The sequence below is a fragment of the Picosynechococcus sp. PCC 8807 genome (assembly GCF_001693295.1).
In the GTDB taxonomy this organism is placed as follows: domain Bacteria; phylum Cyanobacteriota; class Cyanobacteriia; order Cyanobacteriales; family MRBY01; genus MRBY01.
Genome location: NZ_CP016483.1, coordinates 2,586,380 through 2,613,162, shown reverse-complemented (window position 1 = coordinate 2,613,162; position 26,783 = coordinate 2,586,380). Strand labels below are relative to the sequence as shown.

The following is a 26,783-nucleotide window of genomic DNA, read 5'->3' as shown; positions in this document are numbered from 1 at the left end:
TTAAGGGGTTTCTGGAAGGTTGGGGGATAGCCCTAGATCCTCAGCATCAAATTCAAAGTATTGGTGAAATTTCGCGCTCACTTCGAGCCAATAGGAACGCCCATCCTGCTGCCGTCGCCGTTTAATAAAGCCCTGGGCCAGCAGATCTTGGATGTGTTGGTAGGCACCACTACCCCGCAATTCGATTAGTTCCGTTTGCAGAATCGGTGATTTTAAGGCGATCGCCGCCAGGGTTCTTTGGGCACCAATGCTTAACTCTGTGGGGATGAGATTCGTCACGAGCGCTTGAAAGCTTTCCCGCAGTTGCAGGCTAAATCCGGTGGGGGTTTCTACCACTTCAAGGGCGCTGTCCCGGTGGGCATAATCATCCATCAATTCCAAAAGAGCGTCGGCCACCAGGTGCCGGGGTTGTCCAGCGGTATCGGCCAATTCTTCCAGACTCAGGGGTTGGGCTTTGATGTAGAGAATCGCCTCTAGGGTCGTCGCAAGCTTCATGGGGGCAGACCAAACGGGGTGGGGTTTAGCCTCCCACTGTATCGGCTTTATTCCTGCTCCGGCAAGAGTTCGAGCTGTTGGGGCGGCGGCTGAATTTTAAAACTTTGGCGGTGGTGGGGCGTCAGTCCGTATTGCCAGATAGCTTGGCGATGTTTTTGGGTGCCATAGCCTTTGTTATTGGCTAAATCATATTCAGGATAATGCTCTGCCAATTGAATAATCTCTCGATCTCGTTGCACTTTAGCGAGGATACTGGCGGCGGCGATCGCCTTTATTTTACTGTCCCCTTGAATAATCGCCTGTTGTGGGTAAGGCAGTCGGGGAATAGTTTGGCGGCCATCAACAAAAATTTCCGTGGGTTTAATTTGTAATTTTTCAACAGCACGGGTCATCGCGAGAAACGTCGCCTGCAAAATATTAAGCTGGTCAATTTCGGCCACTGACGCCGAGGCGATCGCCCAGTCCGTTACCAGAGCCTGAATTTGGGGTACGAGGGTTTCTCGCCGTTTGGCCGACAGCTTTTTACTATCAGTAACGCCCAGCTCCCCCAGGGCTTGTTCCTGGGTTGTATTAACCACCACTACCGCGGCCACCACCGGCCCAAACAAACAGCCCCGGCCCACTTCATCAACGCCCGCCAGTAAAACCATGGTCTAGGCTTGGGTGGACTGAGCTAATTGTTGGAGATTTTCCCAAGGAGCTAAGGAGCGTAGCGGTGCAAAACAGGAAGCCGTTTCTGCTTGGGGGAAATAGGTCAGCGGGTCGAGGGCGATCGCCTTTTCTAAACTCCGAAAAGCCCCTTGGCCATCACCGATCTGGGCCAAACAACGGGCTTGGGCATACCAAGTTTCTGCATCGTCGGGGGCATCAATTAGGGCTTGGGTAAAGGCGGCGATCGCCGCTGGGTAATTCCCCAAACTTGCGAGGGTGTTTCCCCGTTGGTACCAGGCCCAAAAATCATTGGGTTTTGCGTTGAGGGCTTGGTCGTAGCTGGCCAGGGCCGCTTCTGGTTTTCCCCAAGCTTGGAGGGCATCGCCTCGACGATACCAACACCAATAATCTCCAGGGCGAAATTCGAGGGCACGGTCATAGGCAGTCACAGCACGATCCTGACGGCCCAGGAGTCGCCAACATTCCCCTTGACGATAAATCGCCCAATAGTCGTTGGGTTGGGCGGCGAGGGCTTTTTCAAAACAGGCGATCGCCTGGGTGTAAACCTGGAGGACTTCCATGTAGAGGCAACCCTGGTCATACCAAGACCAATAGTTTTCTGGGCCAATGGCACAGGCCCGTTGGTAGGCGGTGATCGCCTCATCCACATGGCCTAATTTTTCATGGGCGATCGCCAGATGATACCAGGCCCAATAGTCATTGGGATAATATTCCAGGGCGCGATGGTAGCAGAGCAACGCTTCATCGACATTGCCTTCGAGCCAGCAGAGTTGTCCCTGCTGATACCAACCTCTATAACTGTCGGGACGGCATTCTAGGGGGCGATAGGTTGTGCGGGCTACGGTGAGTAAGTCTTCCATCCCAGGCGGTAATCTTGCGTTTTTTGGCAGATTAATAATTTTTCTATATCTAAGATAACGGATTTGTTAAGGTAATCTGAAGTCTGGATTTGACCTGCTTTGGGCGATTTTGCCCGGTTGAATAGGCCATTGGGACGGATTATTCACGCCGACGTTTTGTTACAAATTTTACGATTTTTATGCTGCCCACGGATTTACTCATGCACCGTCGCCAGGGGGAGAGCCTCATCCCGAAATATTTAGCTCCCAACAAGCAGGCGATCGCCTTAGCTGAAACTTTAATTGACTGTTTTCAACGGTGTCAGGGGGAACAGAAAAAAGTCCTCCAGGCGGAACTCCAGGAAATCGAAGGAGATAGCACCGATTTTAAAGTGCAGCGGGGTTTAGCCCACCTGTTGAAAAATCATTTCAGCACCTTTGAAATTGTCAGTCCCCTCGAACCCCAGATGTTGCGGGAAAAGGTGTTTGCCCAGGCCGCTGCAACGATGCCAATTCCCGAACAACAATTCAAAATCCTGGAGGCGATCGCCACCGAATTAAACAAAGCCCCGGATCAATCCGTCACCCCCGCAGCCGTTGCCACGGGTCTCTATGCCGATTTACCCGAAAATCACATTCTCACGGAGTTTTCGGCTCCCACTCCCCAAACGTTAATCGACCGCTATAACCTTTCCCAAGTCCAGGGCATTTTTTACAAAGCGAGCCAGCTCATCATCCATGCCCACCGCAATGACCCAGGGGAATACAAACTGCTATTCCGCTACCTGAAGCTTTTTCAACTGATGACCTACATCGAAGGCGATGCGGACACGGGCTTTACGATCACTATCGATGGCCCCACCAGTTTATTTAAGGCCAGTACCCGCTATGGCTTGGCGATCGCCAAAATGCTTCCGGCCCTGCTCCATGTGAGCAAATGGCAACTAGAGGCCCACCTGCAATACAAAGACACCTACAGCAACACCATGCGCCAGGGACAATTTAGCCTTGATGACAGTTGTAATCTCGTTAGCCACTATCCTCCCGGTAAACCCTATGACAGCATGCTCGAAGAATCTTTTGTGAAAGGCTGGCAAAAGCTGAAAACCGAATGGCAACTTGAACGGGAAGTTGATTTGATTCCGTTGCCGGGGAGTGTAATGATTCCCGATTTTCGTCTGGTGCATCCCGATGGCCAGGAATATCTTTTAGAAATTGTCGGTTATTGGCGACCGGAATATCTTCAGAAAAAATTCGCTCAGATTCGTCGCGCTGAACAACCTAATCTAATCATTGCCATTTCAGACCGTCTCAATCTTCAAAAAGCGGGCGTAAAATTCGACGATTTACCGAACCCAATTATTTGGTTTAAAAACAAACTGCCAGCTAAAAATATTTTGCAAATTATCGCATAAATGTCTACGTTGCTGACGCAATGAAAATGTCTAAATTTCTGACCTAATGAGCCTCTCAATGAATTATTGTCGCACGCATTGCCCCCAATCATAGAGTTTTAGAAGCTATATTAGAAACGTTGTCATCTATGTCATAAAAATCAGCAAGATCATAAATGAGTTATTTAATTATTGGTGCGAGTCTTAATCCTGAAAGCCGCAGTCAAATTCTCGCAGAACAAGCACAATTACTGCTGCAAAATCAAGGAAAATCTGCCCAATGGCTAGATCTTAGAAAGCTTGATTTACCTTTTTGTGCCGGGAGAAGCACCTACGATCACCCAAGCCTGCCTCCATTGAATGAAATGGTGACCGAAGCTGAGGGCATCATTGTCGCTACTCCTATTTACAATTACGATGTGAATGCTGCTCTTAAAAATTTCTTGGAACTCACTGGTCAGTCTTGGCAAGAAAAAACGGTGGGTTTTCTCTGTGCTGCGGGGGGCAAATCTAGCTATATGTCTGTGATGTCCTTTGCGAACAATTTGATGTTAGATTTCCGCTGTTTAATCGTGCCACGTTTTGTTTACGCGACGCGGGAAGCTTTTGCGGAAGGAAAAATTATAGATGAAACAATTGAAACCCGATTAGCAGAATTGGTACACGATTTGGTGCGAATCACAGAAGCCTTAAATACCCAATAAACATAGTTCCTGACAACTGGAATATAGCTAAAGGTTGAAGTTTATCTTTAATCCGATAACACCTTTAGCTAATCAAATTTCCAAGTTTATTTATTGCGGCGATCGCCTGCTATTCTGCACCCTAGCAATGTCAGAGATTTCAACAAGATCAACATGTCTTGATTGAATTCATTTGTGAATCGCAAAACTAAAGAACAAACCTTAAAATTCAGCGTTTAAAGGGGTACGGGGGAAAGGAATCACATCGCGGATATTGCCCATCCCGGTCATAAACTGCACCAGTCTTTCAAAACCAAGACCAAAGCCCGCATGAGGGACGGTGCCAAACCGCCGTAGATCGAGATACCACCACAGATCTGCTGCTTCGATGTTCATCTCCTGAATGCGTCGTTCCAGCACATCGAGCCGTTCTTCCCGTTGGGAGCCACCAATAATTTCGCCAATTTTTGGCGCGAGCACATCCATGGCCGCCACGGTTTTCTGGTCATCATTGAGGCGCATATAAAAAGCCTTAATGTCTTTTGGATAGTTGCTCACGATCAAGGGCTTTTTAAATAGGTCTTCGGCGAGATAACGCTCATGTTCTGACTGTAGGTCGATCCCCCATTCCACTGGAAATTCAAAGGTTTTATTGCTTTTTTCTAAAAGGGCGATCGCCTCGGTGTAGGTAATGCGGGCGAACTCATTCTCGATAATATTTTGAGCCGTGGCGAGGACAGAATTATCAATGCGCTTGTTGAAAAATTCCATGTCTTCAGGGCAAGCTTCCAGCACATACTTGAAGATGTAGCGCAAAAATTCCTCGGCCAAATCCTGGTCGCCGACAATATCGCAAAAGGCCATTTCCGGTTCGACCATCCAAAACTCCGCCAAGTGCCTGGAAGTGTTGGAGTTTTCTGCCCGGAAGGTCGGCCCAAACGTATAAACATCTTTGAAAGCCATCGCCATCACTTCTGCTTCCAACTGACCGCTCACGGTGAGATAAGCAGGTCGCCCAAAAAAGTCTTCGGCATAGTCAACGGCTCCCTCTTTTGTCCGCTTCGGATTGGCCAGATCAAAATTGGTGACCGCAAACATTTCCCCGGCCCCTTCGCAATCGCTGGCAGTAATAATCGGCGTGTGAGCCCAGATAAAGCCCCGTTCCTGGAAAAATTGGTGAATCGCGGTGGCACAGGCATTCCGCACCCGCATCACTGCCCCCATGGTGTTGGTTTTGCCGCGCAGGTGGCCGATGGTGCGCAAAAATTCGAAGCTATGGCGTTTTTTCTGGAGGGGATAGGTTTCCGGATCTGCTTCCCCGTGGACAGTCACCGCTTTGGCCTGGAGTTCGATGCGTTGCCCTTTACCTGGGGATTCCACCACTAACCCCGTCGCTGTAACCGCAGCCCCTGTATTGAGCTTTTTAATGATTGCTTCGTAGTCGGCCAGATTGCCATCGATAATCACTTGGAGGCCATTCATCGTGGAGCCGTCGCTAATTTCGATAAAAGAAAATCCTTTTAATTCCCGTTTGGTTTTGACCCATCCTTCGGCGGTGATGGTGCTGTTGATGGCGGCGGTGTTGAGGATTTCCTTAATGCGCATGGTCGTTGATCGAGTCTGAGGTAGAGGAACTGAAAACAAGTGCGCCCTTTATCTTACCGAGTTTGAGGGATTCAGGGCAGAAATGGGGAGGGTTTCGTCAAATCCATGGTGCGGCAGGTGCGTTGGCCAAACCAGCGGTAACGGTTGGTCGCCACCAGCCGATAGAGCCAATCCCGGAAGTTTTGCGGTAAAGGTCGGGCCAAGGTGAGTAGTTGCCAGGGGCCGCCCAGCCTTTGACAGATAGCCAAGCAAGCATCGGAGGCATAGTAGGTATTCACCCCATCAAAATAGGTGATCGCCCAGTCTTCTGGATTTTCGGGAAGGGGTGGTAAATATTGCTGGGCTGTTCTTCCTTGGAGGGGAGCGAGATAAAACTTTTGGTCTGGGTCGATTTTGAGCATCAAATCCACAAAACCATTGCAAAGATTGCATTCTCCATCAAAGAAAATAATTGGCTTTGCTTGATCAAACATTGAAGTATTTCGCGACAGGGTGGTAGGTAATGATCGCCGAGGTGGATTGTTCGGGATAAATTTGCTCACTTTCGTCCATGTACATCCCAATGCGGTCAGTTTTCAGGAGGTCTAATTGGGTATATTGATCCAAAATATTCGGACAGGCCGGATAACCAAAACTATAGCGAGAGCCTTGGTAGCGCTGTTTCAACATATCTTTAATATTGTCGGGTTCAGCATCCCCAAAGCCTAATTCCCGTCGAATCCGAGCGTGACACCATTCTGCAAGGGCCTCTGCCGTTTGGACAGCGATACCGTGGTAGTAGAGATAATCGGTGTATTCGTCGGCGGCAAAGAGTTTTCGGGCGTATTCCGTCGCAACTTCCCCCACGGTCACCGCCTGCATGGGAAATACATCTAAAACTCCCGATTCAGTGGACGCAAAGAAATCGGCGATGCACAGGCGTTTGCCGGATTTTTGCCGGGGAAATTCAAAGCGAGCCACTTCGCTAAGAGTCTGTTCGCTGACATATTCGTCGGGATCATAAACGATCAAGGTGTTGCCTTCCGATTGGCAAGGGAAATAACCATAAATCACTGTCGGATCAAGGATTTTTTCGGCGATCGCCTTTTGTTTCCATTGTTCTAAAAGCGGATGGACGGTGTCTTGAATGAACTGGTCATATTCCTCTTTAGATTGTTCTTTGGTTTTGCGGAATTGCCACTGACCGACAAATAACGCCTGAAGATCGAGATGCCAAAAAATTTCTTCTAGATCAATGTCTTCCGCCTGGAGAATTTTTGTCCCCCAGAAGGGAGGCCGGGGACGGGCGATATTATCCTCGACAAATTCAGAACGGCGGGTATCGATAACTTCTGGTTCTTGGGATTTGGTTTCTTCGACTGCAATTTCTTCACCATCGCCGCTATAGGTGCGCTGGTTCGCCTCGGCATAGTCCCCTAGGAAACCATCAAAATCGTCCCATTGCTGCTCGGCCTTAGCGGGCATGAGTTTATCCATGAAATGCAGATCCGCGAAGGCATCTTTCCCGTAAATCACTTGTCCTTTGTAGGTATTTTGACAGTCTTGATAAACAAATTTTGGTGTGAGGGCCGCTCCCCCTAATATCACGGGAACGGTAATGCCTTTTTCGTTAAAGGCTTCTAAATTGTCCTTCATAAAGGCAGTGGATTTTACCAACAACCCACTCATGGCAATACAATCTGCACCATTTTCTTCGTAGGCTTGGATAATGTTTTCGACGGGTTGTTTAATACCCAAATTAATTACTTTATAGCCATTGTTAGACAGAATAATATCGACTAAATTTTTACCGATATCGTGGACATCGCCCTTCACGGTGGCAATGATAAATGTGCCTTTACCGCTATCATCGCCTTCTTCTTTATCCATAAATGGTTCAAGGAAAGCAACGGCGGCTTTCATGGTTTGGGCTGACTGTAACACAAAGGGTAATTGCATTTGTCCAGAGCCGAAAAGTTCACCGACAACTTTCATGCCATCGAGCAAGAAGATATTAATAATATCGAGGGGCGGATATTGTTCTAAAGCTTCCGTCAATGCATCTTCTAATCCCAATCTTTCGCCATCAATGATGTGCTGTTTTAGGCGTTCGTTAATGGGGAGATTTTTATCAATTGCTTCGGTTTTTTTTGCTTTTTTCCCAGCAAATAATTCTGTTAGTTTTGTCAGGGGATCATAGGTACAAACTTCCCCCTCAAATTCACGGCGATCGCCAATCAGATCTCGGCAAATTTTGATATGCTCTGGATCAATTTTCGCCATCGGTAAAATCTTACTGGCGCTCACAATCGCCGAATCCATTCCCAACTGCATCGCATCATGCAAAAAGACAGAGTTCAACACCTGGCGCGCTGCCGGATTTAGGCCGAAGGAAATATTTGACACGCCCAAAATAATGTGGCAACCGGGCAATTCGTTATGGATTCTTGCAATCGCATCGAGGGTCGCCTGTCCGTTATTTCTATCTTCCTCAATCCCCGTGGAAATCGGTAAAGCCAAGGGATCAAAGAACACTTCATGGGCGGGCAGGCCATAGGCGATCGCCGCATCATAGGCACGTTTGGCAATCTCAAATTTCTTCTCGGCGGTGCGGGCCATTCCTTCTTCGTCGATGGTGCCGATTACCACCCCGGCCCCGTATTTTTTCGCCAAGGAAAGCACCTGATAAAAACGCTCTTCACCGTCTTCATAGTTGGTGGAATTGAGAATACATTTTCCGCCAGCCACCTTTAAACCAGCCTCCATTTTTTCCCATTCGGTGGAATCAAGCATCAAGGGCAGGGTGACGTTATTCACCAAACGAGAAGCCAATTCATGCATATCGCGCACCCCGTCCCGCCCGACATAATCGACGTTCACATCGAGGACATGGGCACCTTCTTTTACCTGGGATTTGGCGAGTGACACCAGGCTATCCCAATCCTCTTCGTTTAATAACGTACGGCATTTTTTCGAACCACTGGCATTTAAACGTTCGCCGACAATTAAAAAGGAGTTGTCTTGGATATAGGGTTGGGGACTATAGATCGAGGCCGCAGCGGGTTCATAGTCAGGGTGACGCTCTTTTGGCGTGAGTTCAGCCGCAATTTCTGCTAAGGCTTGAATATGTTCGGGGCGCGTCCCGCAACAACCGCCGATCACCTGCACGCCTAAATCCTCGACGAAGTGCATCATTGCCATCTTCATTTCGAGGGGGGTGAGCTTGTAGTGGGCCTGGCCGCCAACGTTTTCGGGCAATCCAGCGTTTGGGATACAAGACACGATGAAGGGGGAATGCTCCGACAAATATTTAACGTGTTCCTTCATCAGGTCGGGGCCAGTGGCACAGTTCAACCCTAAAATGTCGATCTTGTAGGGTTCGAGAATGGCAACGGCGGCGGCAATCTCAGTGCCCACTAGCATTGTGCCCATGGTTTCCATCGTCACCGAGACCATGATCGGCAGGCGATCGTCTTTTTTCGTAAAGGTGCGCTCAATGCCATTGAGGGCCGCTTTAATTTGCAGCACATCCTGACAGGTTTCTACGAGCATCAGATCCGCGCCGCCATCATAGAGACCTTCGGCCTGTTCCGCAAAGGCATTTTCTAGGGTGTCGTAATCAATGTGGCCCAAGCTCGGTAATTTTGTCCCTGGCCCAATAGATCCGGCGACAAAACGGGGTTTTTCGGGAGTCGAAAATTCTGCCGTGACGCTTTTGGCGAGTTCTGCGGCTGTTTTATTCAGTTCATACGCTTGGTCGGCGAGGTCATATTCCGCGAGCACCACCGATATACCACCAAAGGTATCCGTTTCGATCACATCGGCCCCAGCCGCCAGGAAAGCACGATGTACCGTCGCCACGGCTTCCGGCTTGGTTTTGACTAAATATTCATTACAGCCTTCATATTCGGCCCCCCCAAAATCTGCCGCCGTCAAATTCTGTACTTGCAGATTGGTGCCCATTGCCCCATCAAACACAAGGACAGGACGCTCAGGACTATGTAGGCGATCGAGGAAAGCACTTTTCATGGAGAAATGTTTCGGCGGTATTAGGATAAAAATAGATAATGGCGTCCTATATTTTAACCTGATTGCCCGGCCTGGGTTTGCTCATTTTCTCCAATTAATTGCGCAAAAGAGCTGCTGGAAGACTAATTTTCCAGACCTTCATCCAGCAACAATTGCAAAGTTTCCTGCATCTCTGTTACGGAAGTCGTCGCTGTGCCAAAAGTTCTCACAACAATACTCGCACCAAGGTTGCCCAAAACCGTTGCTTCCCAAGGTGTTGCCCCAGCACAAAAACCTAGAACCCAAGCGGCGACCACCGTGTCCCCAGCGCCTGTAACATCGAAAACGTCAGTCCGATTAAAGGCTGGAATATATTCTTCCTGTAGTTGATTATCTACAGAATGGAAAAGGCTCATGCCATCTTCCCCACGGGTAATTAACATAAATTTCGCTTGAGTTTGCTCTAGAAGCGTTTGAGCCGCTTGATTGAGGGCAGTGGGGGTTTCGATGAGTTGTCCAACGGCCTGTTCTGCTTCTGGTAAGTTCGGTGTAAAAACCATCGCTCCCCGAAAACGGTGTAAATCCCTTTGGGCATCGACAATCACATGGGGGTGCTCAAGAGCAGCTTCAATAACAGCTGCGTTGAAAACACCATCCCCATAGTCAGAGCAGACCACCGCATCAACGTGGGGAATTTGACTGCGTATATAAGCGACTAATTGGCTTTGAATTTCGTGACTGGGGAGGGCGTCGGATTTACGGTCAATGCGGACAATTTGCTGGGTGACAGACTGGCGGGCATGGCCTGAGATTCGGGTTTTGGTAACGGTTGGACGCTGGGCTTCATGGATAATACCAGTGGTATCGATACCCGCAGCAGCAAAAATTCGGCAAAGGGCTTCTCCCTGGGAATCCTGGCCGACAATCCCAGCTACTTTAACCTGAGCACCAAGTTTTGCAAGATTGTAGGCAGCGTTGGCCCCACCGCCTGGAATTTGTTGGGTATGCTCATGGCGGAGGATTAATACTGGAGCTTCTCGGGATAGTCGCTCCACGGCACCTACCAAAAATTCATCGAGGGTTAAGTCGCCGATGACGAGCACTTTAACCCGCTGAAAATCAGCCAGACAGGCATTAAGGCGATCCTGGTGCGCCTGTAGTTTTTGGAAAAAAGCTGGGGTCATTGCAGGGATAAGTTAGGGAGTTTCATCGGGGGCGATCGCCTCAGTTTCAGTTGAAGCCTCCGGTGCTTTCGGGGTCATACGCGCTGGTGCTGGCGGATTAGCCGGAGTCGAGTTTGTTGAATTGGTGGGGGCAGGTTGGGGTTTTGGCATAAACGCCGCACAAAAAGCGGGTTCGTATCTATAGTTCACGCTGACCCGGTAGTTGCTATTTTTCCCATCAAAACGGGCGTTACGAATATCTTGACTCGCTTGGTTATCCAAGGCATTTGTCCCAGAGCTTTGCACCAGGTTCCATTGGGAAGGACTACCTTCTGGGGACACGGTGACATTGTAAGTCGCGGTACCGCTAGCTTGGCTACTACAGGCCCCCTTGGGATAGTTTCCTGTCAGGCTACGATTGACTGCCGCTGTATTGCGGGCCGCCGTTTGGCTTGGGGGCGGTGTGTTGGTGCTGGGTGTGTGGGGGCGATTGTTCGTATTATTTGTACCACTATTACTATTGCTGCTATTACTACTACTGCCATTGTTATTGCGTAGTTCCCGTGGTTTAAGCAGATCAGCATCAAAGTACACTTCGCCCCTGTTGGGGTTATTGGTGCGGGGTTGGAGGGCGATCGCCGCTTCTTCTTCGAGTCGCCGTTGCCGTTCCACTAATTCCGGGTCGGGTTTGGTGGGAATCGTGAACTGTTGCTGTTGGCCAGAATTTCCATTGGGTCTGGGGGGTGTCAAGGTCGGTAAAGCGCCCCGCTCTGTCTCTGTTGGTGCATTAGGAAGCTGGGAACTGGTCTGGTTCGGAACGTTCGGTGGTGGCGGTAAAAAGCTCATATTCCGGGGGGGCGGCGGCGGTGCAAACCCGGTATAGCTACTGGAGATTGGGGGCGGACTGAGGGGAATAAAGGAAAAACTATCTTGCCCTAGACTAGGAGCCATGGGGGTCGGTAGGGTATTAAGGCCAGTAATGTACGTCCCGTTGGGATTCATTCCCTGACCACTTAAGCCAGACAAGTCTAAATTGAAATCCGGACTCGCCTCGAAAATTGATAAATCTAAAGATGCTGTTGTCGAAGGGAGACGATTTTGCACCTCCGGGGGTAAATCCATCACCCTCACTACCGAACGCTCCTGGGACTCTGGGGGCGCATTGTCAAAGCTGGCCCACAGGGGAATCGTTGCTGCTGCCAATCCATGCAAGGCAATAGAACCAATAACGGCTGCTCCCTGGGGACGCCGGGCATAATCACCCAAATTTCTGAAGCTTTGGAAGAATTGGTCTCTGGGACTAGCGAGGCTTTTGTCTAACATGAATCCAAAGGGGGCCGAGGGCAGATAGATGGCAAAAGATTGCTGTTCGATTCTAACTGATCACCCTGGCAAATTTGGCACAGAATCCATTCGCTAGAATGCCTTTAGAAATTCTTTCCAGGAGCAGCACTTTCCATGGCGAATCGCTTGGCCGACACCAAAAGTCTCTATCTCCGTAAACACGCGGATAATCCCATCGACTGGTGGTATTGGTGTGATGAGGCTTTGGCCCAGGCAAAGGTAGAAAATAAGCCCATTTTTCTCTCCATTGGTTATTCTTCCTGCCATTGGTGCACTGTGATGGAAGGGGAGGCGTTTTCGGATCCAGAAGTTGCCACCTATTTAAACGAAAATTTTTTACCAATCAAAGTGGATCGCGAGGAACGGCCAGACATCGACAGCATCTATATGCAAGCGTTGCAACTGATGACGGGGCAAGGAGGCTGGCCACTGAATATTTTCCTGACGCCGACTGATTTGATGCCATTTTATGGGGGTACCTATTTTCCTGTTTCCCCCCGGTATAATCGCCCTGGATTTTTGGATGTGCTGACGTCCCTGCGACGGTTCTTTGATGAGGAGCCGGAGAAACTCCAGGAGATTAAAACTGAAATTTTCACAATTTTAGGCCGTTCTGCTCAACTGCCCCAGGGCCAAGCGCCCCTCGATCAAAATCTGTTTCTCAAAGGCCTAGAGCCTTGCACTGCCATTGTGGGCCGGGGTGATGCGGGGCCAAGTTTTCCGATGATCCCCTACGGGGCGATCGCCTTACAGGGAAGTCGTTTTACCTCGAATGCGCGCCACAACGGTTTGTTAGTGAGTACCAAACGGGGTTTAGACCTTGCCCTGGGGGGAATTTATGACCATGTGGGGGGCGGCTTCCATCGCTATACCGTCGATCCCCATTGGACGGTGCCCCATTTTGAAAAAATGCTCTATGACAACGGGCAAATCACTGAGTTTCTCGCCAATTTGTGGGCGGAGGGGGTGACGGAGCCTGCCTTTAAAACGGCCCTAGAGGGAACCGTCGCTTGGCTCGCCCGGGAAATGACGGCCCCCCAAGGCTATTTTTATGCAGCCCAGGATGCCGATAGTTTTCTCGATGCCGGACACCCAGAACCAGAAGAAGGCGCTTTCTATGTCTGGGATTACGACGAACTCCAGGCGCAACTCACGGCGGCACAATTTGCTGAATTGGAACAGGCATTTTTTATTGCGCCGGACGGTAATTTTGAGGGGAAAATTGTTTTAAAACGACGGCAGTCCACAGAAATTTCGGAGAGCTTGCAAGGGATTCTCGACCAGTTATTTACAGAGCGCTACGGTACGCCCCGGCAGGCCCTCGATCAGTTTCCCCCCGCCCGCGATAACACCGAAGCAAAGGCAACAGCTTGGCCCGGCAGAATTCCGGCGGTTACAGATACGAAATTAATTGTGGCTTGGAATAGTTTGATGATTTCGGGATTGGCGCGGATTTATGGGGTTTTAGGCCTCGAAAAAGCTTGGGAATTAGCCGTCAACTGTGTCAATTTTATCCTCGAACACCAGTGGCAAGGGGGGCGTTTATATCGGCTAAATTTTGATGGGGAAGCAGACGGGATGGCCCAGTCGGAAGATTATGCCTTTCTTATTAAAGCTTTGTTGGATTTGCAGACTAATCATCCTGAGCAGACGCATTGGCTCGAAAAGGCGATCGCCCTCCAGACAGAATTCGATCAGCAGTTCTGGTCAACGGATTTGAAGGGGTATTTCAACAATCGCCAAAGTCCCGAACTCTTAATCCAAGAACGCAGTTACCAAGACAATGCCACCCCTGCGGCCAACGGCGTTGCCATCTGTAATTTGATGCGTCTTTTCTTGCTCACAGAAAACACCCAGTACCTCGACCGAGCCACGGATGCGTTGCAGGCCTTTGGGTCTGTGCTCGAAAAATCCCCGCAACAGTGCCCCACATTACTTTTAGCCCTGGATTGGTACTTGCATGGCACCGTCGTAAAAGCGAAGCCGCAGCAATTGTTGAAACTCAGAAAAACCCTGTTAAATACGGTGGTGCTTAAACCCACCCAGGAATTGCCTGCAGGGAGTATTGCCCTGGTGTGTCAAGGGTTAAATTGTTTAGAACCTTGTCGCAGCGAAAGTCAATTGGCGACTCAGCTTCAAACAAGTTTACAGCGGTGAGGGGTATGAATTAAGCAACTTCGGTTACGCTGGATTTGCGATTCAATCCGTCTTCTCCCCATAAGCACCATGCCAGAGCATAGTTATTCCTCGCATCACTTGCCCCAAGATAATCGCCGGGAGGTACGGCGGGTGTTGTGGTTAACGTTGTGGCTGAACTTGCTCGTGATGACGTTAAAGGCTGTGGTGGGTTTGATCACGGGTTCCCTGAGTCTCCAGGCGGATGCTCTCCATAGTTTTACGGATAGCGCCAATAATGTGCTGGGCTTATTTGCCAATAAATTCTCTTCACCGGAACCCGACCGGGATCACCCCTATGGCCATCAAAAGTTTGAAGCAGTCGGCGCTTTGGGGATTGGGATGTTTCTGGGGATTGCCTGTTTTGAAATTTTACAGGGGGCGATCGCCAAATTAATTGCTGGGCAAAGTGAGATCAGCATCAGCCTGGGGGAACTGAGTTGGCTCATTGTCGTGCTGGGAATCAATATTTTTGTGGCATTCTACGAGCGGCGGGCAGGCCAACGGGTAGGCAGTGCGATTTTACTCGCCGATGCCAAACACACCATGAGCGATATTTGGGTGACGATCCTTGTGATGTTGGGTCTCTTAGGGGTCTGGCAAGCGAAGGTTTGGGGGCTACCACAACTGCAATGGTTAGATGTGGTGCTGGCATTTCCCGTGGCCGCTTTAGTATTTAAAAGTGCCTGGGAAGTGCTCACTGATAATTTGCCCTGGTTAGTCGATGAAATGGCGATCGCCCCCGAAGCAATCCACAAACAAGTGATGACAATTCCTGGGGTGATTAATTGCCACGACATTGCGTCACGGGGTTTGCGCGGTCGGCAAGTCTTTATTGAAATGCACCTCATTGCCGCCGCCGAGGATGTGGCCACTGCCCATGCCATTAGCGAAAAAGTTGAACGTCACCTAGAGCAAATTTTCGCCCCAGCGAGGGTCACCGTTCACATCGAACCCAAAGCCTACAGTTCCGATCACATCGGCTTTGATGGCACCTCTTCTCACCCATAAAAAAGCCCCCACCAAAGGAGGCAATCCTTCCGTCAGGTATTGTGAGAATTCAGTTCTATTGCTGACGATTTTCCATTAAATTAGCTAGACGTTCGATGGCCGCCGTGAGGTTTTCTTGGGCCACAACTGCTGGATCTGGTGCAGGGGGCGGCGCGTCTATTTCTTCCATGGCTTTCGCTCGGTTAAATCGCCGTTGCATTTTTTCGATGGCCCGAATAACCAAGAAAATCGCAAATGCAATCACCAAAAAGTTAATTACAGCCGCCAAAAAAAGCCCGTATTTAATGCCATTAAAAGACAATTCACCCAGGGCATCTAAATTAGCTGCACTTAAGGCGGGTTGTAAGATCGCCGGCGTAATAATATCTGCAACTAAAGAATTGACAATTTGACCAAAGGCCCCGCCGATCACGACGGCTACGGCCAAATCAATCACATTCCCCCTCATGATGAAGGCTTGGAAATCACTCCAAAAACTACTTTTTTTTGCCATAAATGCTCATCTCTTTGTGATGGATTAAAAACGATAAACAAAGATAAAAATGTTATCGTCCCTATAAAGATAAGCGACCCGATCCAGCAAATCAATTTTCTTAACCAATTCTTAAAAAGAACCGGGGCAAAAAAGTAAAATCTAGCTGAAAACAAACCTTTAAATCAGCGTCGTCAACCGTCAAACAGTCGAAAATAAAATTACAAATTTTGTGCCCAACTTTACTTTAGGGCCGACAATTAATCACTTGTTGGCTATTTAGCCACCACTCCATAAACAATATGCTTCACTGGCAAAAATTCACGAAATAATGGCGTTGTAATATTTGTGTTACTTAGAGCCTATCTATAAAGTAAATCTTTAGGTAACCAATCGCCGTAGCATTAAGCGAGTCATGCAAGCATAAATTGCCGCCTCCGATACTTCGGGGAATTTTTCATATTCCTTACTCAGACGACGATACCAATTCAACCACCCAAATGTTCGCTCCACAATCCACCGTTTTGGTAGCATCTGAAATTCTCGCCCCTCTCTTTTGATTACTTCTACTGTCGCCTGTATCATCAGCCAAATCCCCAGTCCAAAGACCTCGCCACGATATCCGGCGTCGACCCACATTAATTTCACTCTCTCTAACAACTTTGGCTGTGTTTCTAATAACTCCATCACCGCCGCCTTTGCTAAGGTTCGTTCTGAGGCATTCCCCTCTGCCACCATGGCTTTATAGACCAGACCTAAGCTATCCACCAACAGGCCCCGGCATCTTCCCTTTACTCTTTTGCCTCCATGGAAGCCAAATACCTCCCCCTTTTTTCCGTCGTTTTTATCGACTGAGCATCTACGATTAACACACTTGGTTGTACTGATTTACCTACTTGTTGTCGACATAGGCCGCGCAGAGCATGGTTAATGCTTTCCCATACCCCTTTCCCATACCCCTTTCCTTTGCCATTTTCGATAGTAGTAGTACACCGTTGGGGAGGGCGGGAAATCCTTTGGTAAATATTGCCACTGACAGCCTGTTTTGAGGAGATAGAAGATACCATTGCAAACCCGTCTCATGTCAGTAGTCCGAGGATGACCACCGGGTTTGGCGGGGGGAATCAAGGGTTGGATTAAGGCCCATTCTGCATCGCTCAGGTCGCTAGGATAGACTTTATCTGTCATGGGTCAAAGCCTCACCACAACGCTCAGTTACCAACCAATCTAGCCTCTATCTTTTCCAATTTTCATCTTTTTTATCTTTACTTTATAAATACCCTCTTAATACTGTTGCCGTTAATTTTTTATCTTAATTATACTTAAGAAGCCTGTTCCCTCAGTTGCCATCTACTAACTTCCTAATTTAATGAATAAAAGCACTGTGCTCTTGGCTCTAGGTCTTGCCGCGATGCTCTCTGGCACAGAGGCGATCGCCCAAAATCAGCCAGCAAAAACGATTACCGTGGGGGTTTATCAAAATGATCCCAAGGTTTTTATCGATTCAGGTGGGCGGCCCCGGGGCTTTTGGGTAGATATTACGAGTGACATTGGGCGTGTGGAAAATTGGGCAGTGACCTATGTTCCCTGTGAATGGAATCAATGTCTCCAACAAATTGAACAGGGGCAACTCGATTTGATGGTGGATGTCGCCTATTCCGACACGCGAGATGAAGTCTTTGATTTTAATACCATCATCGTTTTGTCAAGTTGGTCACAGATTTATGCACGACGAGGTGTTCATTTAGAGACGATTTTAGACCTCGACCAACGGAGAGTCAGCATCCTCGCCTCTGGGATTCAACAGGAAGTCCTCCGAGAAAGAATTAAAGCCTATGGCATTCAGCCAGAACTGGTGCCCATCGATAGTTATCCCGGGATGTTTGAGCAGTTAGAGACAGGGGAAGTTGATGCTGCCATTGTCAATAATTTTTTTGGGAATAAATTTAGTCCCGACTATCAAGTCAATAAAACCAATATTCTGTTTAATCCGGCCCGGTTACATTATGTCGTTCCCGAAGGCGATCCCAAGCAGCTCCTGCCTGGCATTGATCGGCAAATGAGTCGCCTCTTACAAGATCGTGATTCTGTCTATTATCAGGCGATCGCCCAATGGTTAGAGCCGCCCGAAACATTTAATTGGATCAGCTTACAAAATTTTTTCTTTAGCCTGATTGTCTATCTACCATTCCTCTTTTTAGGATGGTTTATTCTCCGTAACTATAGCCTGAAAAAAGAAATTAAACGACGCAATCAAATTGAGACTAATCTCCTTGAAAGTCAACAGCGATACGCCAACCTCGCTAATACCGTTCCCATTGGGATTTTTCGCACTAATTTGCGCCATGAATGTATTTATGTCAACGATTACTATTGTAAATTGCTGGCAATTCAACCCGAAGAGGCTCTCCATAAAGGCTGGTTAGAAAAAGTCTATCCCGACGACATTGATTACGTTCGAGAACAATGGCTAAAATCTATTACTAATCAAGAACTATTTACCTTAGAATATCGATTTCAGCGTTCTGACGGTTCGATACTTTGGGTATATGGCCAGGGCACCGCTGAGCTTGATAGTAAGGGTGAACCCCAAGGCTATGTTGCGACCATTACCGACATCAGTACCCGGATCAAAATGGAGCAACAACTCAAACATGACGCCCTCCATGATCGTCTTACTGGCCTCGCCAATCGTAACCTACTAATTGAACGGCTCAACCTAGCCCTAAAACGTTATAAGCGATATCCCATCCATGAATTTGCCGCTCTATTTTTAGACCTGGATAATTTCAAAGTAGTCAATGATAGTCTGGGCCATGTTGTTGGGGACGAATTACTTATTGAAGTCGCCCATTTACTCAAATCTTTTATTCGCGATACAGATTTAGCCGCCCGCCTAGGGGGAGATGAATTTGTCATTCTCCTAGAGGAAATTCACGGGGTAGAAGATGCTGTGCATATTGCCGATCGCATCCTCAATACATTGAATATGCCTTTCCAGATTTCTAACTACGGCGTTTTTATCACGACGAGTATTGGGATTATTATCGGTGACTCTCGCCATGAATCAGCCCAGGATCTGCTCCGGGATGCCGATATTGCCATGTACCGAGCCAAACAAAATGGGAAGTCACAGTACGCAATTTTTGATCCCCAGATGCACCTACAGGCGATGAAGCGTCTCCAATTAGAAGGGGAAATCAGATTTGCCATTGAAGAAAAGCAATTTGTTTTGTACTATCAGCCGATTATTAATTTAGAACAAGGCAACATTGAAGGGTTTGAAGCGTTAATTCGGTGGCAACATCCCCAACGGGGTTTGTTATCCCCCTATGAATTTATTGATGTTGCCGAAGAAACAGGGCTCATTATTCCCCTCGGTGAATGGATTTTAGATGCGGCCTGTCGTCAATTATTTGAGTGGCAGCAGGCGTTTAAAACACCCCTGAAAGTCCATGTCAATTTATCCGTTAAACAACTCCAAGATTCGCTGTTATTTTCACTGGATCGATTATTAGAACGCTATCCGGTTTTTCCTAACACCTTAGGATTAGAAATCACTGAGAGTATGCTAATTCAAAATATCGACATCACTTGTCGTTTGTTAAACCAAATTCGCCTCAAGGGAGTTTTTATTAGCGTTGATGATTTTGGCACGGGGTATTCTTGTTTAAGCTATTTACACCAGCTCCCCATTGATGCACTAAAAATTGACCGGAGCTTTGTAAATATTTCTGAGTTGAATGACCGCAACCGGGTAATTGCAGAATCAATTCTCGCCCTTTCTAAATCCATTGGGATTAAAACTGTGGCAGAAGGTATTGAAACGAAACAGCAATACCAGTGGTTAAAGAGCCAGGATTGCCAGTTTGGTCAGGGTTATTTATTTTCTCGGCCTGTTTCTTTGGATCAAGCAACAGATTTGCTACAGGGTCACTCCTTCGAGGTGCTAGAGAAGTTGCGCTCTTCCTCGTAATGTTGCTCTAGGCAATTTCTTGGACAGGGTTTGCCGGAAATGTCAGACTAAAGGACAGTAACAAGTTTTGAGGTTTAGTTATGGAAATTCGCGGTAGTTCGCAAACGGCAGCGGCTTGGGCTGGTGAGGCGATCGCCTTGGGTTTTTTTGAAAGTGAAACGGTGCTCACGGTACCCGAAAGTTTGACGGCCCTGGACGAACGCTTATCGGGGGTGATCTCGGAAGTAATCGTTGAAACGGAATTTAAAGGCAAATCCGGCGAGCTATCGGTGACCCGTCTTGGGAGTGGTGCGCCGATCAAAAAGTTGATCCTGGTGGGTCTGGGCAATGCCGAGAAATGGAATAGTGCCGCCTTACGGAGTTCCGCAGCGGCGATCGCCCGGGCCGTGAAAGGGGACAAAGCCATCACAACTTTGGGTTTGCAGTTGCCAGTGGCCGAAACTGAGGCGATCACAGCGCAAATGGTCACAGAAGGGATGTATCTGGGCTTCTATGAAGATAATCGCTTCAAATCGGAACAAAAAGACCCCCCAGCCCTCGAAGCTGTTGAAATCCTTGGCATTGGCGACCAACCAGCGGCGATCGCCTTGGGCACAAGCCTCTGTGAAGGGGTGATCTATGCACGGGAATTGGTTAACGCTCCGGCCAACATTATCAATCCTGTGACCTTGGCGGCCTCTGTGGAAAGCCTCGCCAGCACCTACGGCCTGGAACTGAATATCCTCGAAGAAGCAGACTGCGAAGCAGCAGGAATGGGATCTTTCCTAGGGGTGGCGGCGGCCTCGGATTTACCCCCGAAATTTATCCACCTCGTTTATAAACCCCCAGGCACACCCCGGAAGAAGGTGGCGATTGTCGGCAAAGGGTTAACCTTTGATTCTGGCGGTTATAACATTAAACCCTCCGGCCCCAGCATCGCGATGATGAAAATGGACATGGGGGGCGCAGCGGCAACCTTTGGGGCGGCAAAGGCGATCGCCGAACTCAAACCCGATGTGGAAGTGCATTTCATTAGTGCGGCTACTGAAAATATGATCAGTGGTCGGGGGATGCGTCCGGGGGATATTCTCACGGCCTCCAACGGTAAAACCATCGAAGTGAACAACACCGACGCCGAAGGTCGCCTCACCCTCGCCGATGCCCTCGTTTATGCCGAAAAGCTAGGGGTCGAGGCGATTGTGGACATTGCCACCTTGACCGGAGCCTGCGTCATTGCCCTAGGTGACGATATTTGTGGTCTGTGGAGTGACAATGATGATCTCGCCGAGGCGATCGCCACCGCATCAGAAAAAGCGGGCGAAAAATTCTGGCAGATGCCCCTCGAAGAAAAATACTTTGAAGGCTTAAAATCTCCCATCGCCGACATGAAAAACACCGGGCCACGGGAAGGCGGTTCGATTACGGCGGCGTTGTTCCTCAAGGAATTTGTCGAAAAAACCCCCTGGGCACACCTTGATATTGCCGGGCCAGCCTGGTCAGAAAAAGACGCCGACATTTACAGCAAAGGCGGTACAGGGTTCCCGGTGCGTACCCTTGTGCATTGGGTTCTGAGCTAATTTTTGCATCTAAAGTTTAATTAAAAACCCCCTTGGCCAATCATTCCAGGGGGGGCTGTTTTATGAAAGTTATTTATTTCAGTAGTCTGAGATTAAAGGGATAACGATACATTTGCCCTTCTTGAACCTTGGTCGCCGCCAAGATTACGACTGCAATCTGAAAAATGGCGATCGCCACAATCAGCGCCAAAAAGATAAAGAAACCAATCCCCGTCACAATTGCCACCAGGGCCGCAAAGGGATTATTGCTGCCACCAATGCCCAACAGGATCATCAAAACAACTCCGGCGATGATCAAAATACTAAGAATAATTCCCGCCGCCAAACCATAAATGGTCATCGAAATCTGGAAATTAACCGATTCCTTTCCGTGGGCATCGATCAGCTCGGACTCCTCTTTTTTGAGATACCAGACCACCGCCGGCGCAATCACATTGACAAAGGGAATCGCCCCAATGCCGACAAAGGCTAAGACAATCCAAGCCAAACTCGACAGATGGCAGGCGATCGCCCAATTTCTTTCCTGTTCTGCATCCATAAATTTATAGTCCCTCCATATCTACCCCAAATATATAGCAGGCTCCAGCTTAACTGACATCAAAAGCAACATTAAGCAATTTTTATGGATTCAGCAGTAAAAGCAAAGACTTCACGAATTGATTCTGATGTGAGGGATGGATAATTTTCTAATATTTCAGCTTCAGACCGTCCATTTGCAAAAAGACTTAAAAGGAATTCAACAGAAATTCTGGTTCCTTTAATTAATTACAGGCTTGCCGACTAAAACATTAGAATCTGAATAAATATAACTTTGTCAATTCATAGTAGCTAGAGTCCAACATTTTTCAATAAAAAACAATTGCTTTTTTTTACTTTTTTATCTATCAATTTAGTGCTCAAATCTAATTGTATCTATAAAAATCCCCCTGAAATGAATCAGAGGGATTAAGTTAACTTAAATTAGTTTTGCAGATTTTGGAGTTGAAACTTCAGCCTTAGTAGTCGAAGTCACCGGCACCGGGAGCCGCACCAGCCTTATCTTTTTCAGGCTTGTCAACAACGATGCACTCAGTGGTGAGAACCATGCCAGCGATAGAAGCCGCATTCTGGGTTGCAGAACGGGTTACCTTAGCAGGGTCAACGATACCAGCCGCGAGCATATCAACAAACTCGTTGGTTGCTGCGTTAAAACCAGTATTGAAGTCTTTTTCCTTCACACGCTCAGCGATTACCGCACCGTTTTGGCCAGCGTTTTCAGCAATGCGCTTCAGGGGGGCAGTCAAGGCACGGGCCACGATCAAAGCACCAGTGAGTTGCTCCGCAGTGAGGTTATCATTCGCCCAAGTTTCTAATTCGGGAGCGAGGTGCGCCAGGGTTGTACCACCACCGGGAACAATCCCTTCTTCAACGGCTGCTTTGGTCGCGTTGATCGCATCTTCGAGACGAAGCTTACGGTCTTTCATCTCAGTTTCGGTTGCTGCACCGACTTTGATCACAGCGACACCACCGGAGAGTTTCGCGAGACGTTCTTGGAGTTTTTCTTTGTCGTAGGAAGAGTCTGATTCTTCGATTTGACGGCGGATTTGCTCACAACGGGTCTTAACTGCCTGCTCGTTACCATCGGCCACAATGGTGGTGTTGTCCTTGGTGATGGTGATGCGGCGGGCTTTACCGAGCATATCAACGCTGGTGTTGTCGAGCTTGAGGCCTGCGTCTTCGGTGATCAGTTGGCCACCGGTGAGTACAGCGATATCTTCGAGCATTTGCTTACGGCGATCGCCAAAACCAGGCGCTTTAACCGCAGCAACGTTGAGGACACCCCGGAGACGGTTCACCACGAGGGTAGCAAGGGCTTCTTTCTCGATATCTTCAGCGATGATTACGAGGGGCTTACCTTGGCGAGCAACCTGTTCGAGGATCGGGACGAGGTCTTGTACCAGGGTGATTTTCTTGTCAGTGATGAGGATGAAGGGATCTTCGAGAACCGCTTCCATGCGCTCGGTGTCGGTGACGAAGTAGGGGGAAGTGTAACCCTTGTCGAAACGCATCCCTTCGGTGATTTCGAGTTCGGTTTCCATGGATTTCCCTTCTTCGAGGGAGATCACACCTTCTTTACCGACTTTGTCCATGGCTTTGGCGATCATGTCACCAACTTCCTTGTCGTTCCCCGCAGAGATGGCACCGACTTGGGCGATCGCCGTCGAATCTTCTACCGGACGAGCTTGATCTTTGATGCGGCCAACGAGAAATTCAGTCGCTTTATCAATACCGCGCTTGAGGGCGATGGGGTTCGCACCAGCCGCGACGTTGCGGAGACCTTCTTTGACCATGGCGTGGGCGAGAACCGTTGCTGTGGTAGTTCCGTCACCGGCCACATCATTGGTTTTAGAAGCCGCTTGGCGAATCAAAGAAACACCGGTGTTTTCGATGTGGTCTTCGAGCTCGATTTCCTTGGCAATGGTCACACCGTCATTCACGATCTGGGGTGCGCCAAATTTCTTTTCGAGCACAACGTTCCGACCTTTGGGGCCGAGGGTTACCGCAACAGCTTCAGCGAGGAGGTCGATCCCTTTTTCGAGGGCGCGGCGAGCATCTTCGTTGTAAATAATAGATTTAGCCATAATGATTGAATTTCTAGGTTGAGCGTTTTACGAGAAAAAATAGAAAAATCTGAAACGATTGCTTAGGTCAAACCTAAAAATAATTACGCAACGGTTGCGAGGATATCTTTCTCAGAAAGAAGCACGTAGTCATCACCACTGAGTTTGATATCAGTACCAGCGTACTTAGAGTAGAGAACTTTATCGCCAACTTTGACATCAACGGCGGAACGGCTACCGTCATCATTGCGCTTCCCTTCACCAACAGCCACAACTTCACCGATTTGGGGCTTTTCTTTGGCGCTATCGGGGAGGAGGATCCCACCAGCAGTTTTCTCTTCAGATTCGCTGACCTTTACGAAAACGCGATCGCCGAGGGGCTTGAGGGTAGAAACATTGATGCTAATTGCTGCCATGGATAATTTCTCCAGATCAATAAACGACTAAATTTAGCTAGATTGAAGTTTAGCACTCTCAATCTCTGAGTGCTAATTTAGCGGAGAAAATTAAATCCAGACAACTCCTGATAATGTACGGGTTCCCGAACTTTAGATCGCCCCAAAAATTGAACTGTATTGCTTCTCAGGGGAAACCCTGACAGAGACAGCTTTCTGTCCCTGCCATGACTCTAAAAATAAACAAGGATCTACTGTTTAACGATCGCCCCGAAATCTGCCAGAACCCGCGCGTGGTTCCGCAACAGCCCAAGGAGATTGAGGCGATTTTCCCGCACAGCAGGATCTTCTGCCATCACCAAAACACTATCCTCCCCATCAAAGAACCGCTCAACTGTGGGGGCCAGGGCAGCTAACCCATCGATCAGTTTTTGGTAATCCCGTTCGGTGCGGGCCACTTCGGTGGTGGGCACGAGTTCCACTAAGCCGGCATAGAGATCGCGCTCGGAATTTTGCGCAAATTTCTCCGGGTTAATTACCCCTGTCGGATCAAGACTATCCGTGCTGAGGTTCCCCTTGGCGGCCAACTTTGCAGAACGGTTCACGGTGGCGTAGATTTTTGCGAGTTGGCCATCGTCACGAATGCTCTGTAAAAAGGCAGCGCGATCGCCGACATCCAGTAAATCCGTTAAGGCCCGTTCAGTGTATTCTGCATCATCACCCAGCACCGCATTCACCAGGTCATAATCAATACCTTTTTCGTCCTGGAGCAGAGTCTGAATCCGCTGAATAAAGAAGCTTTGCAGGGCTTCGAGGGGAGACGTTTTATCGGGGTGAGCCGTAACAAAATCCTTCGCACCCTGGGCTAACAGTTCTCCAAGGTCAATTTCAAGACCCGCGTCCCAAGCGACAGTAATAATTGCATTGGCCGCCCGTCGCAGTGCAAAAGGATCCGAGGAACCAGAAGGGATCATCCCCAGGCCGAAAATGCTCACCAACGTATCGAGGCGATCGCCCATGCCCACCACTTGACCGGCAAGGGTTTGGGGCAAAATATCATCGGCATTGCGGGGTAGATAATGCTCAAAAATCCCCTCGGCCACGGCGGGTGCTTCCCCACTGACCAGGGCATATTTTTGACCCATGATGCCTTGGAGTTCTGGGAATTCATAGACCATCTGTGTCACCAAATCCGCCTTACAGAGCATAGCGGTGCTGGCAATAATTTCTTTGTCCGCCTCAGACAGGCCAAGCTGTTCCGCGATTTGCTGGGAAATTTCCATAATGCGGTCTACCTTGTCCCGCATCGTCCCTAATTCTTCCTGGAAGGTGACGGCTTCTAGTTGGGGCAAATAGGTTTCTAAATGTTCATCGCAATCGGCCCGGTAGAAAAATTGACCATCCGCTAACCGCGCCCGGATCACCCGACCATTCCCCGCAGCGATGATCTCTGATTTCTTGGGATCACCATTGGAAATCGTAATAAATTTCGGGAGGAGTTTTGTTTTATCTTGGCGATCGCGCACCGCAAAATACCGCTGATGGGTGACCATCACCGTCGTAATCACTTCCGTGGGTAGCTCTAAAAATTCCGCTTCAATGTCGCCGACTACCGCCGTGGGATATTCCACCAAATTCACCACCTCAGCGAGGAGATCAGCGGGCATTTTTGCCTCACCACCAATCTCTGCTGCCGCCGCTTTGACGCCAGCAACAATTTTTTCTTCCCGCACCTGGGGATCAACTTCCACGAAGGCTTGTTGCAAGGTCGCCACATAATCAGCCGCATTGCTCAGGGTCACCTCCCCTTGATGTAAAATCCGGTGCCCACGAGAAATACGACCCGCTTCTAACTTACCGGAGCCATTCACCAATTCCAGGGGTAAAACAGCATCATTCCAAAGGGAAACCAACCAGCGAATCGGCCGCGGAAAGCGCAGATCACCATCGGCCCACCGCATAAAGCGCCGCCCTTCGAGGGCCGTAAACCAACCTAAAACCAATTCCTGCAAAATTTCTGGCGTCGGGCGACCGAGGGTTTTCTTTTGGACAAAAACAAAGTCTCCTTTTTCCGTGGGGCGCACCTCCAGGGCGGAGAGTTCAACCCCCTGTTTGCGGGCAAAGCCTTCAGCGGCCTTGGTGGGTTGACCTTCTTTGAATGCGGCGGCAGCGGGGGGGCCTTTAATTTCTTCTTCCCGATCAGCCTGCTGGTCTGGCAACCCTTGGATTAACACAGCCAGGCGTCGGGGGGTTCCGTAGACTTCGATTCCGTCTGGGGTGAGAAAATACTCCGTGAGGCTATGGGAAACGCGGTCTTTTAATTGGGCGATCGCCGCCGCGACAAAATCAGCAGGGAGTTCTTCTGTACCAACTTCAATGAGGTAGGTTGCCATGGGAAACGAAATCAGGTCAATAA

20 protein-coding genes and 1 pseudogene are annotated in these 26,783 nt (G+C 48.8%); 6 read left to right on the top strand and 15 right to left on the bottom strand.

Annotated features, from left to right (window positions below):
* Genes scpB through AWQ24_RS12615 form a run of 3 tightly spaced genes read right to left on the bottom strand, consistent with a single transcriptional unit; the run spans window position 1 to window position 2,027 of the window.
* On the bottom strand, window positions 1–495 hold the full coding sequence (gene scpB, locus AWQ24_RS12625) for an SMC-Scp complex subunit ScpB (protein ID WP_065717013.1): 495 nt from the start codon (window positions 493–495) through the stop codon (window positions 1–3).
* Window positions 496–542: 47 nt separating this feature from the next.
* Window positions 543–1,145: a ribonuclease HII gene (locus AWQ24_RS12620; RefSeq protein ID WP_065717012.1), complete on the bottom strand. Its 603-nt coding sequence runs from the start codon at window positions 1,143–1,145 to the stop codon at window positions 543–545.
* A 3-nt stretch (window positions 1,146–1,148) separates the two neighbouring features.
* Entirely contained in the window at window positions 1,149–2,027 is an 879-nt protein-coding gene (locus AWQ24_RS12615) for a lipopolysaccharide assembly protein LapB (RefSeq protein WP_065717011.1), read from the bottom strand.
* A gap of 179 nt (window positions 2,028–2,206) precedes the next feature.
* On the opposite strand from AWQ24_RS12615, the gene AWQ24_RS12610 reads away from it, so the two are divergent.
* Window positions 2,207–3,421, top strand: a complete 1,215-nt coding sequence (locus AWQ24_RS12610; RefSeq protein WP_012308066.1) for a DUF790 family protein — start codon at window positions 2,207–2,209, stop codon at window positions 3,419–3,421.
* 155 nt (window positions 3,422–3,576) lie between these two features.
* Window positions 3,577–4,104, top strand: a complete 528-nt coding sequence (locus tag AWQ24_RS12605) for an NADPH-dependent FMN reductase (protein WP_065717010.1) — start codon at window positions 3,577–3,579, stop codon at window positions 4,102–4,104.
* Between the two features lie 201 nt (window positions 4,105–4,305).
* Here AWQ24_RS12605 and asnS read toward each other — a convergent pair whose 3' ends face one another.
* From asnS to AWQ24_RS12580, 5 genes are all read right to left on the bottom strand, one after another.
* A complete protein-coding gene (asnS, locus tag AWQ24_RS12600; protein WP_012308064.1) occupies window positions 4,306–5,688 on the bottom strand; it encodes an asparagine--tRNA ligase in 1,383 nt (460 codons plus the stop codon).
* A gap of 71 nt (window positions 5,689–5,759) precedes the next feature.
* Window positions 5,760–6,161, bottom strand: a complete 402-nt coding sequence (locus tag AWQ24_RS12595) for a thiol-disulfide oxidoreductase DCC family protein (protein WP_065717009.1) — start codon at window positions 6,159–6,161, stop codon at window positions 5,760–5,762.
* Window positions 6,154–9,696 (bottom strand): methionine synthase, encoded by a 3,543-nt coding sequence (metH, locus tag AWQ24_RS12590; protein ID WP_065717008.1) that lies wholly within the window; start codon window positions 9,694–9,696, stop codon window positions 6,154–6,156. Before metH ends, AWQ24_RS12595 begins: the two co-directional genes overlap by 8 nt.
* 122 nt (window positions 9,697–9,818) lie before the next feature.
* Window positions 9,819–10,859, bottom strand: coding sequence for a bifunctional heptose 7-phosphate kinase/heptose 1-phosphate adenyltransferase (locus tag AWQ24_RS12585; RefSeq protein ID WP_065711285.1), 1,041 nt, complete (start codon window positions 10,857–10,859; stop codon window positions 9,819–9,821).
* A gap of 12 nt (window positions 10,860–10,871) precedes the next feature.
* Window positions 10,872–12,161: a TonB family protein gene (locus AWQ24_RS12580; protein WP_065717007.1), complete on the bottom strand. Its 1,290-nt coding sequence runs from the start codon at window positions 12,159–12,161 to the stop codon at window positions 10,872–10,874.
* Window positions 12,162–12,296: 135 nt separating this feature from the next.
* On the opposite strand from AWQ24_RS12580, the gene AWQ24_RS12575 reads away from it, so the two are divergent.
* Together AWQ24_RS12575 and AWQ24_RS12570 are read left to right on the top strand one after the other, a co-directional pair.
* Window positions 12,297–14,339, top strand: a complete 2,043-nt coding sequence (locus tag AWQ24_RS12575; protein WP_065717006.1) for a thioredoxin domain-containing protein — start codon at window positions 12,297–12,299, stop codon at window positions 14,337–14,339.
* A 69-nt stretch (window positions 14,340–14,408) separates the two neighbouring features.
* Entirely contained in the window at window positions 14,409–15,368 is a 960-nt protein-coding gene (locus AWQ24_RS12570) for a cation diffusion facilitator family transporter (protein ID WP_065717005.1), read from the top strand.
* Between the two features lie 55 nt (window positions 15,369–15,423).
* Here the strand turns inward: AWQ24_RS12570 and mscL are convergent, their stop codons facing one another.
* Both mscL and AWQ24_RS16075 read right to left on the bottom strand, forming a co-directional pair.
* Window positions 15,424–15,861 carry a large conductance mechanosensitive channel protein MscL gene (gene mscL / locus AWQ24_RS12565; RefSeq protein ID WP_012308058.1) on the bottom strand — a complete coding sequence of 146 codons (438 nt, stop codon included), beginning with the start codon at window positions 15,859–15,861 and terminating at the stop codon, window positions 15,424–15,426.
* 360 nt (window positions 15,862–16,221) lie between these two features.
* Window positions 16,222–17,028: pseudogene (locus tag AWQ24_RS16075) on the bottom strand (IS5 family transposase).
* 181 nt (window positions 17,029–17,209) lie between these two features.
* Here AWQ24_RS16075 and AWQ24_RS12555 point away from each other — a divergent pair.
* Window positions 17,210–19,816, top strand: coding sequence for an EAL domain-containing protein (locus tag AWQ24_RS12555; RefSeq protein ID WP_083993531.1), 2,607 nt, complete (start codon window positions 17,210–17,212; stop codon window positions 19,814–19,816).
* 80 nt (window positions 19,817–19,896) lie between these two features.
* On the top strand, window positions 19,897–21,372 hold the full coding sequence (locus AWQ24_RS12550; protein WP_065717004.1) for a leucyl aminopeptidase: 1,476 nt from the start codon (window positions 19,897–19,899) through the stop codon (window positions 21,370–21,372).
* A 73-nt stretch (window positions 21,373–21,445) separates the two neighbouring features.
* Here AWQ24_RS12550 and AWQ24_RS12545 read toward each other — a convergent pair whose 3' ends face one another.
* The 5 genes from AWQ24_RS12545 to glyS form a co-directional block, all read right to left on the bottom strand.
* A complete protein-coding gene (locus AWQ24_RS12545; RefSeq protein WP_012308055.1) occupies window positions 21,446–21,910 on the bottom strand; it encodes a DUF4870 domain-containing protein in 465 nt (154 codons plus the stop codon).
* 71 nt (window positions 21,911–21,981) lie between these two features.
* Window positions 21,982–22,134 (bottom strand): DUF433 domain-containing protein, encoded by a 153-nt coding sequence (locus tag AWQ24_RS16585; protein ID WP_397428276.1) that lies wholly within the window; start codon window positions 22,132–22,134, stop codon window positions 21,982–21,984.
* 233 nt (window positions 22,135–22,367) lie between these two features.
* A complete protein-coding gene (groL, locus tag AWQ24_RS12540) occupies window positions 22,368–23,993 on the bottom strand; it encodes a chaperonin GroEL (RefSeq protein WP_012308054.1) in 1,626 nt (541 codons plus the stop codon).
* A gap of 83 nt (window positions 23,994–24,076) precedes the next feature.
* Entirely contained in the window at window positions 24,077–24,388 is a 312-nt protein-coding gene (groES, locus tag AWQ24_RS12535) for a co-chaperone GroES (protein WP_012308053.1), read from the bottom strand.
* Window positions 24,389–24,618: 230 nt separating this feature from the next.
* Entirely contained in the window at window positions 24,619–26,760 is a 2,142-nt protein-coding gene (glyS, locus tag AWQ24_RS12530; RefSeq protein ID WP_065717003.1) for a glycine--tRNA ligase subunit beta, read from the bottom strand.
* Window positions 26,761–26,783 lie beyond the last annotated feature (23 nt).

Excerpts from the sequence above, each read along its gene's own strand:
- AWQ24_RS12545 (WP_012308055.1), bottom strand. The coding sequence starts at position 21,910 with ATGGATGCAGAACAGGAAAGAAATTGGGCGATCGCCTGCCATCTGTCG.
- AWQ24_RS12605 (WP_065717010.1), top strand. The coding sequence starts at position 3,577 with ATGAGTTATTTAATTATTGGTGCGAGTCTTAATCCTGAAAGCCGCAGT.
- AWQ24_RS12570 (WP_065717005.1), top strand. The coding sequence starts at position 14,409 with ATGCCAGAGCATAGTTATTCCTCGCATCACTTGCCCCAAGATAATCGC.
- AWQ24_RS12550 (WP_065717004.1), top strand. The coding sequence starts at position 19,897 with ATGGAAATTCGCGGTAGTTCGCAAACGGCAGCGGCTTGGGCTGGTGAG.
- mscL (WP_012308058.1), bottom strand. The coding sequence starts at position 15,861 with ATGGCAAAAAAAAGTAGTTTTTGGAGTGATTTCCAAGCCTTCATCATG.
- scpB (WP_065717013.1), bottom strand. The coding sequence starts at position 495 with ATGAAGCTTGCGACGACCCTAGAGGCGATTCTCTACATCAAAGCCCAA.
- glyS (WP_065717003.1), bottom strand. The coding sequence starts at position 26,760 with ATGGCAACCTACCTCATTGAAGTTGGTACAGAAGAACTCCCTGCTGAT.
- AWQ24_RS12620 (WP_065717012.1), bottom strand. The coding sequence starts at position 1,145 with ATGGTTTTACTGGCGGGCGTTGATGAAGTGGGCCGGGGCTGTTTGTTT.
- asnS (WP_012308064.1), bottom strand. The coding sequence starts at position 5,688 with ATGCGCATTAAGGAAATCCTCAACACCGCCGCCATCAACAGCACCATC.
- AWQ24_RS12595 (WP_065717009.1), bottom strand. The coding sequence starts at position 6,161 with ATGTTTGATCAAGCAAAGCCAATTATTTTCTTTGATGGAGAATGCAAT.
- AWQ24_RS12615 (WP_065717011.1), bottom strand. The coding sequence starts at position 2,027 with ATGGAAGACTTACTCACCGTAGCCCGCACAACCTATCGCCCCCTAGAA.
- AWQ24_RS12575 (WP_065717006.1), top strand. The coding sequence starts at position 12,297 with ATGGCGAATCGCTTGGCCGACACCAAAAGTCTCTATCTCCGTAAACAC.
- AWQ24_RS12585 (WP_065711285.1), bottom strand. The coding sequence starts at position 10,859 with ATGACCCCAGCTTTTTTCCAAAAACTACAGGCGCACCAGGATCGCCTT.
- groL (WP_012308054.1), bottom strand. The coding sequence starts at position 23,993 with ATGGCTAAATCTATTATTTACAACGAAGATGCTCGCCGCGCCCTCGAA.
- metH (WP_065717008.1), bottom strand. The coding sequence starts at position 9,696 with ATGAAAAGTGCTTTCCTCGATCGCCTACATAGTCCTGAGCGTCCTGTC.
- groES (WP_012308053.1), bottom strand. The coding sequence starts at position 24,388 with ATGGCAGCAATTAGCATCAATGTTTCTACCCTCAAGCCCCTCGGCGAT.
- AWQ24_RS12610 (WP_012308066.1), top strand. The coding sequence starts at position 2,207 with ATGCTGCCCACGGATTTACTCATGCACCGTCGCCAGGGGGAGAGCCTC.
- AWQ24_RS12580 (WP_065717007.1), bottom strand. The coding sequence starts at position 12,161 with ATGTTAGACAAAAGCCTCGCTAGTCCCAGAGACCAATTCTTCCAAAGC.
- AWQ24_RS12555 (WP_083993531.1), top strand. The coding sequence starts at position 17,210 with ATGAATAAAAGCACTGTGCTCTTGGCTCTAGGTCTTGCCGCGATGCTC.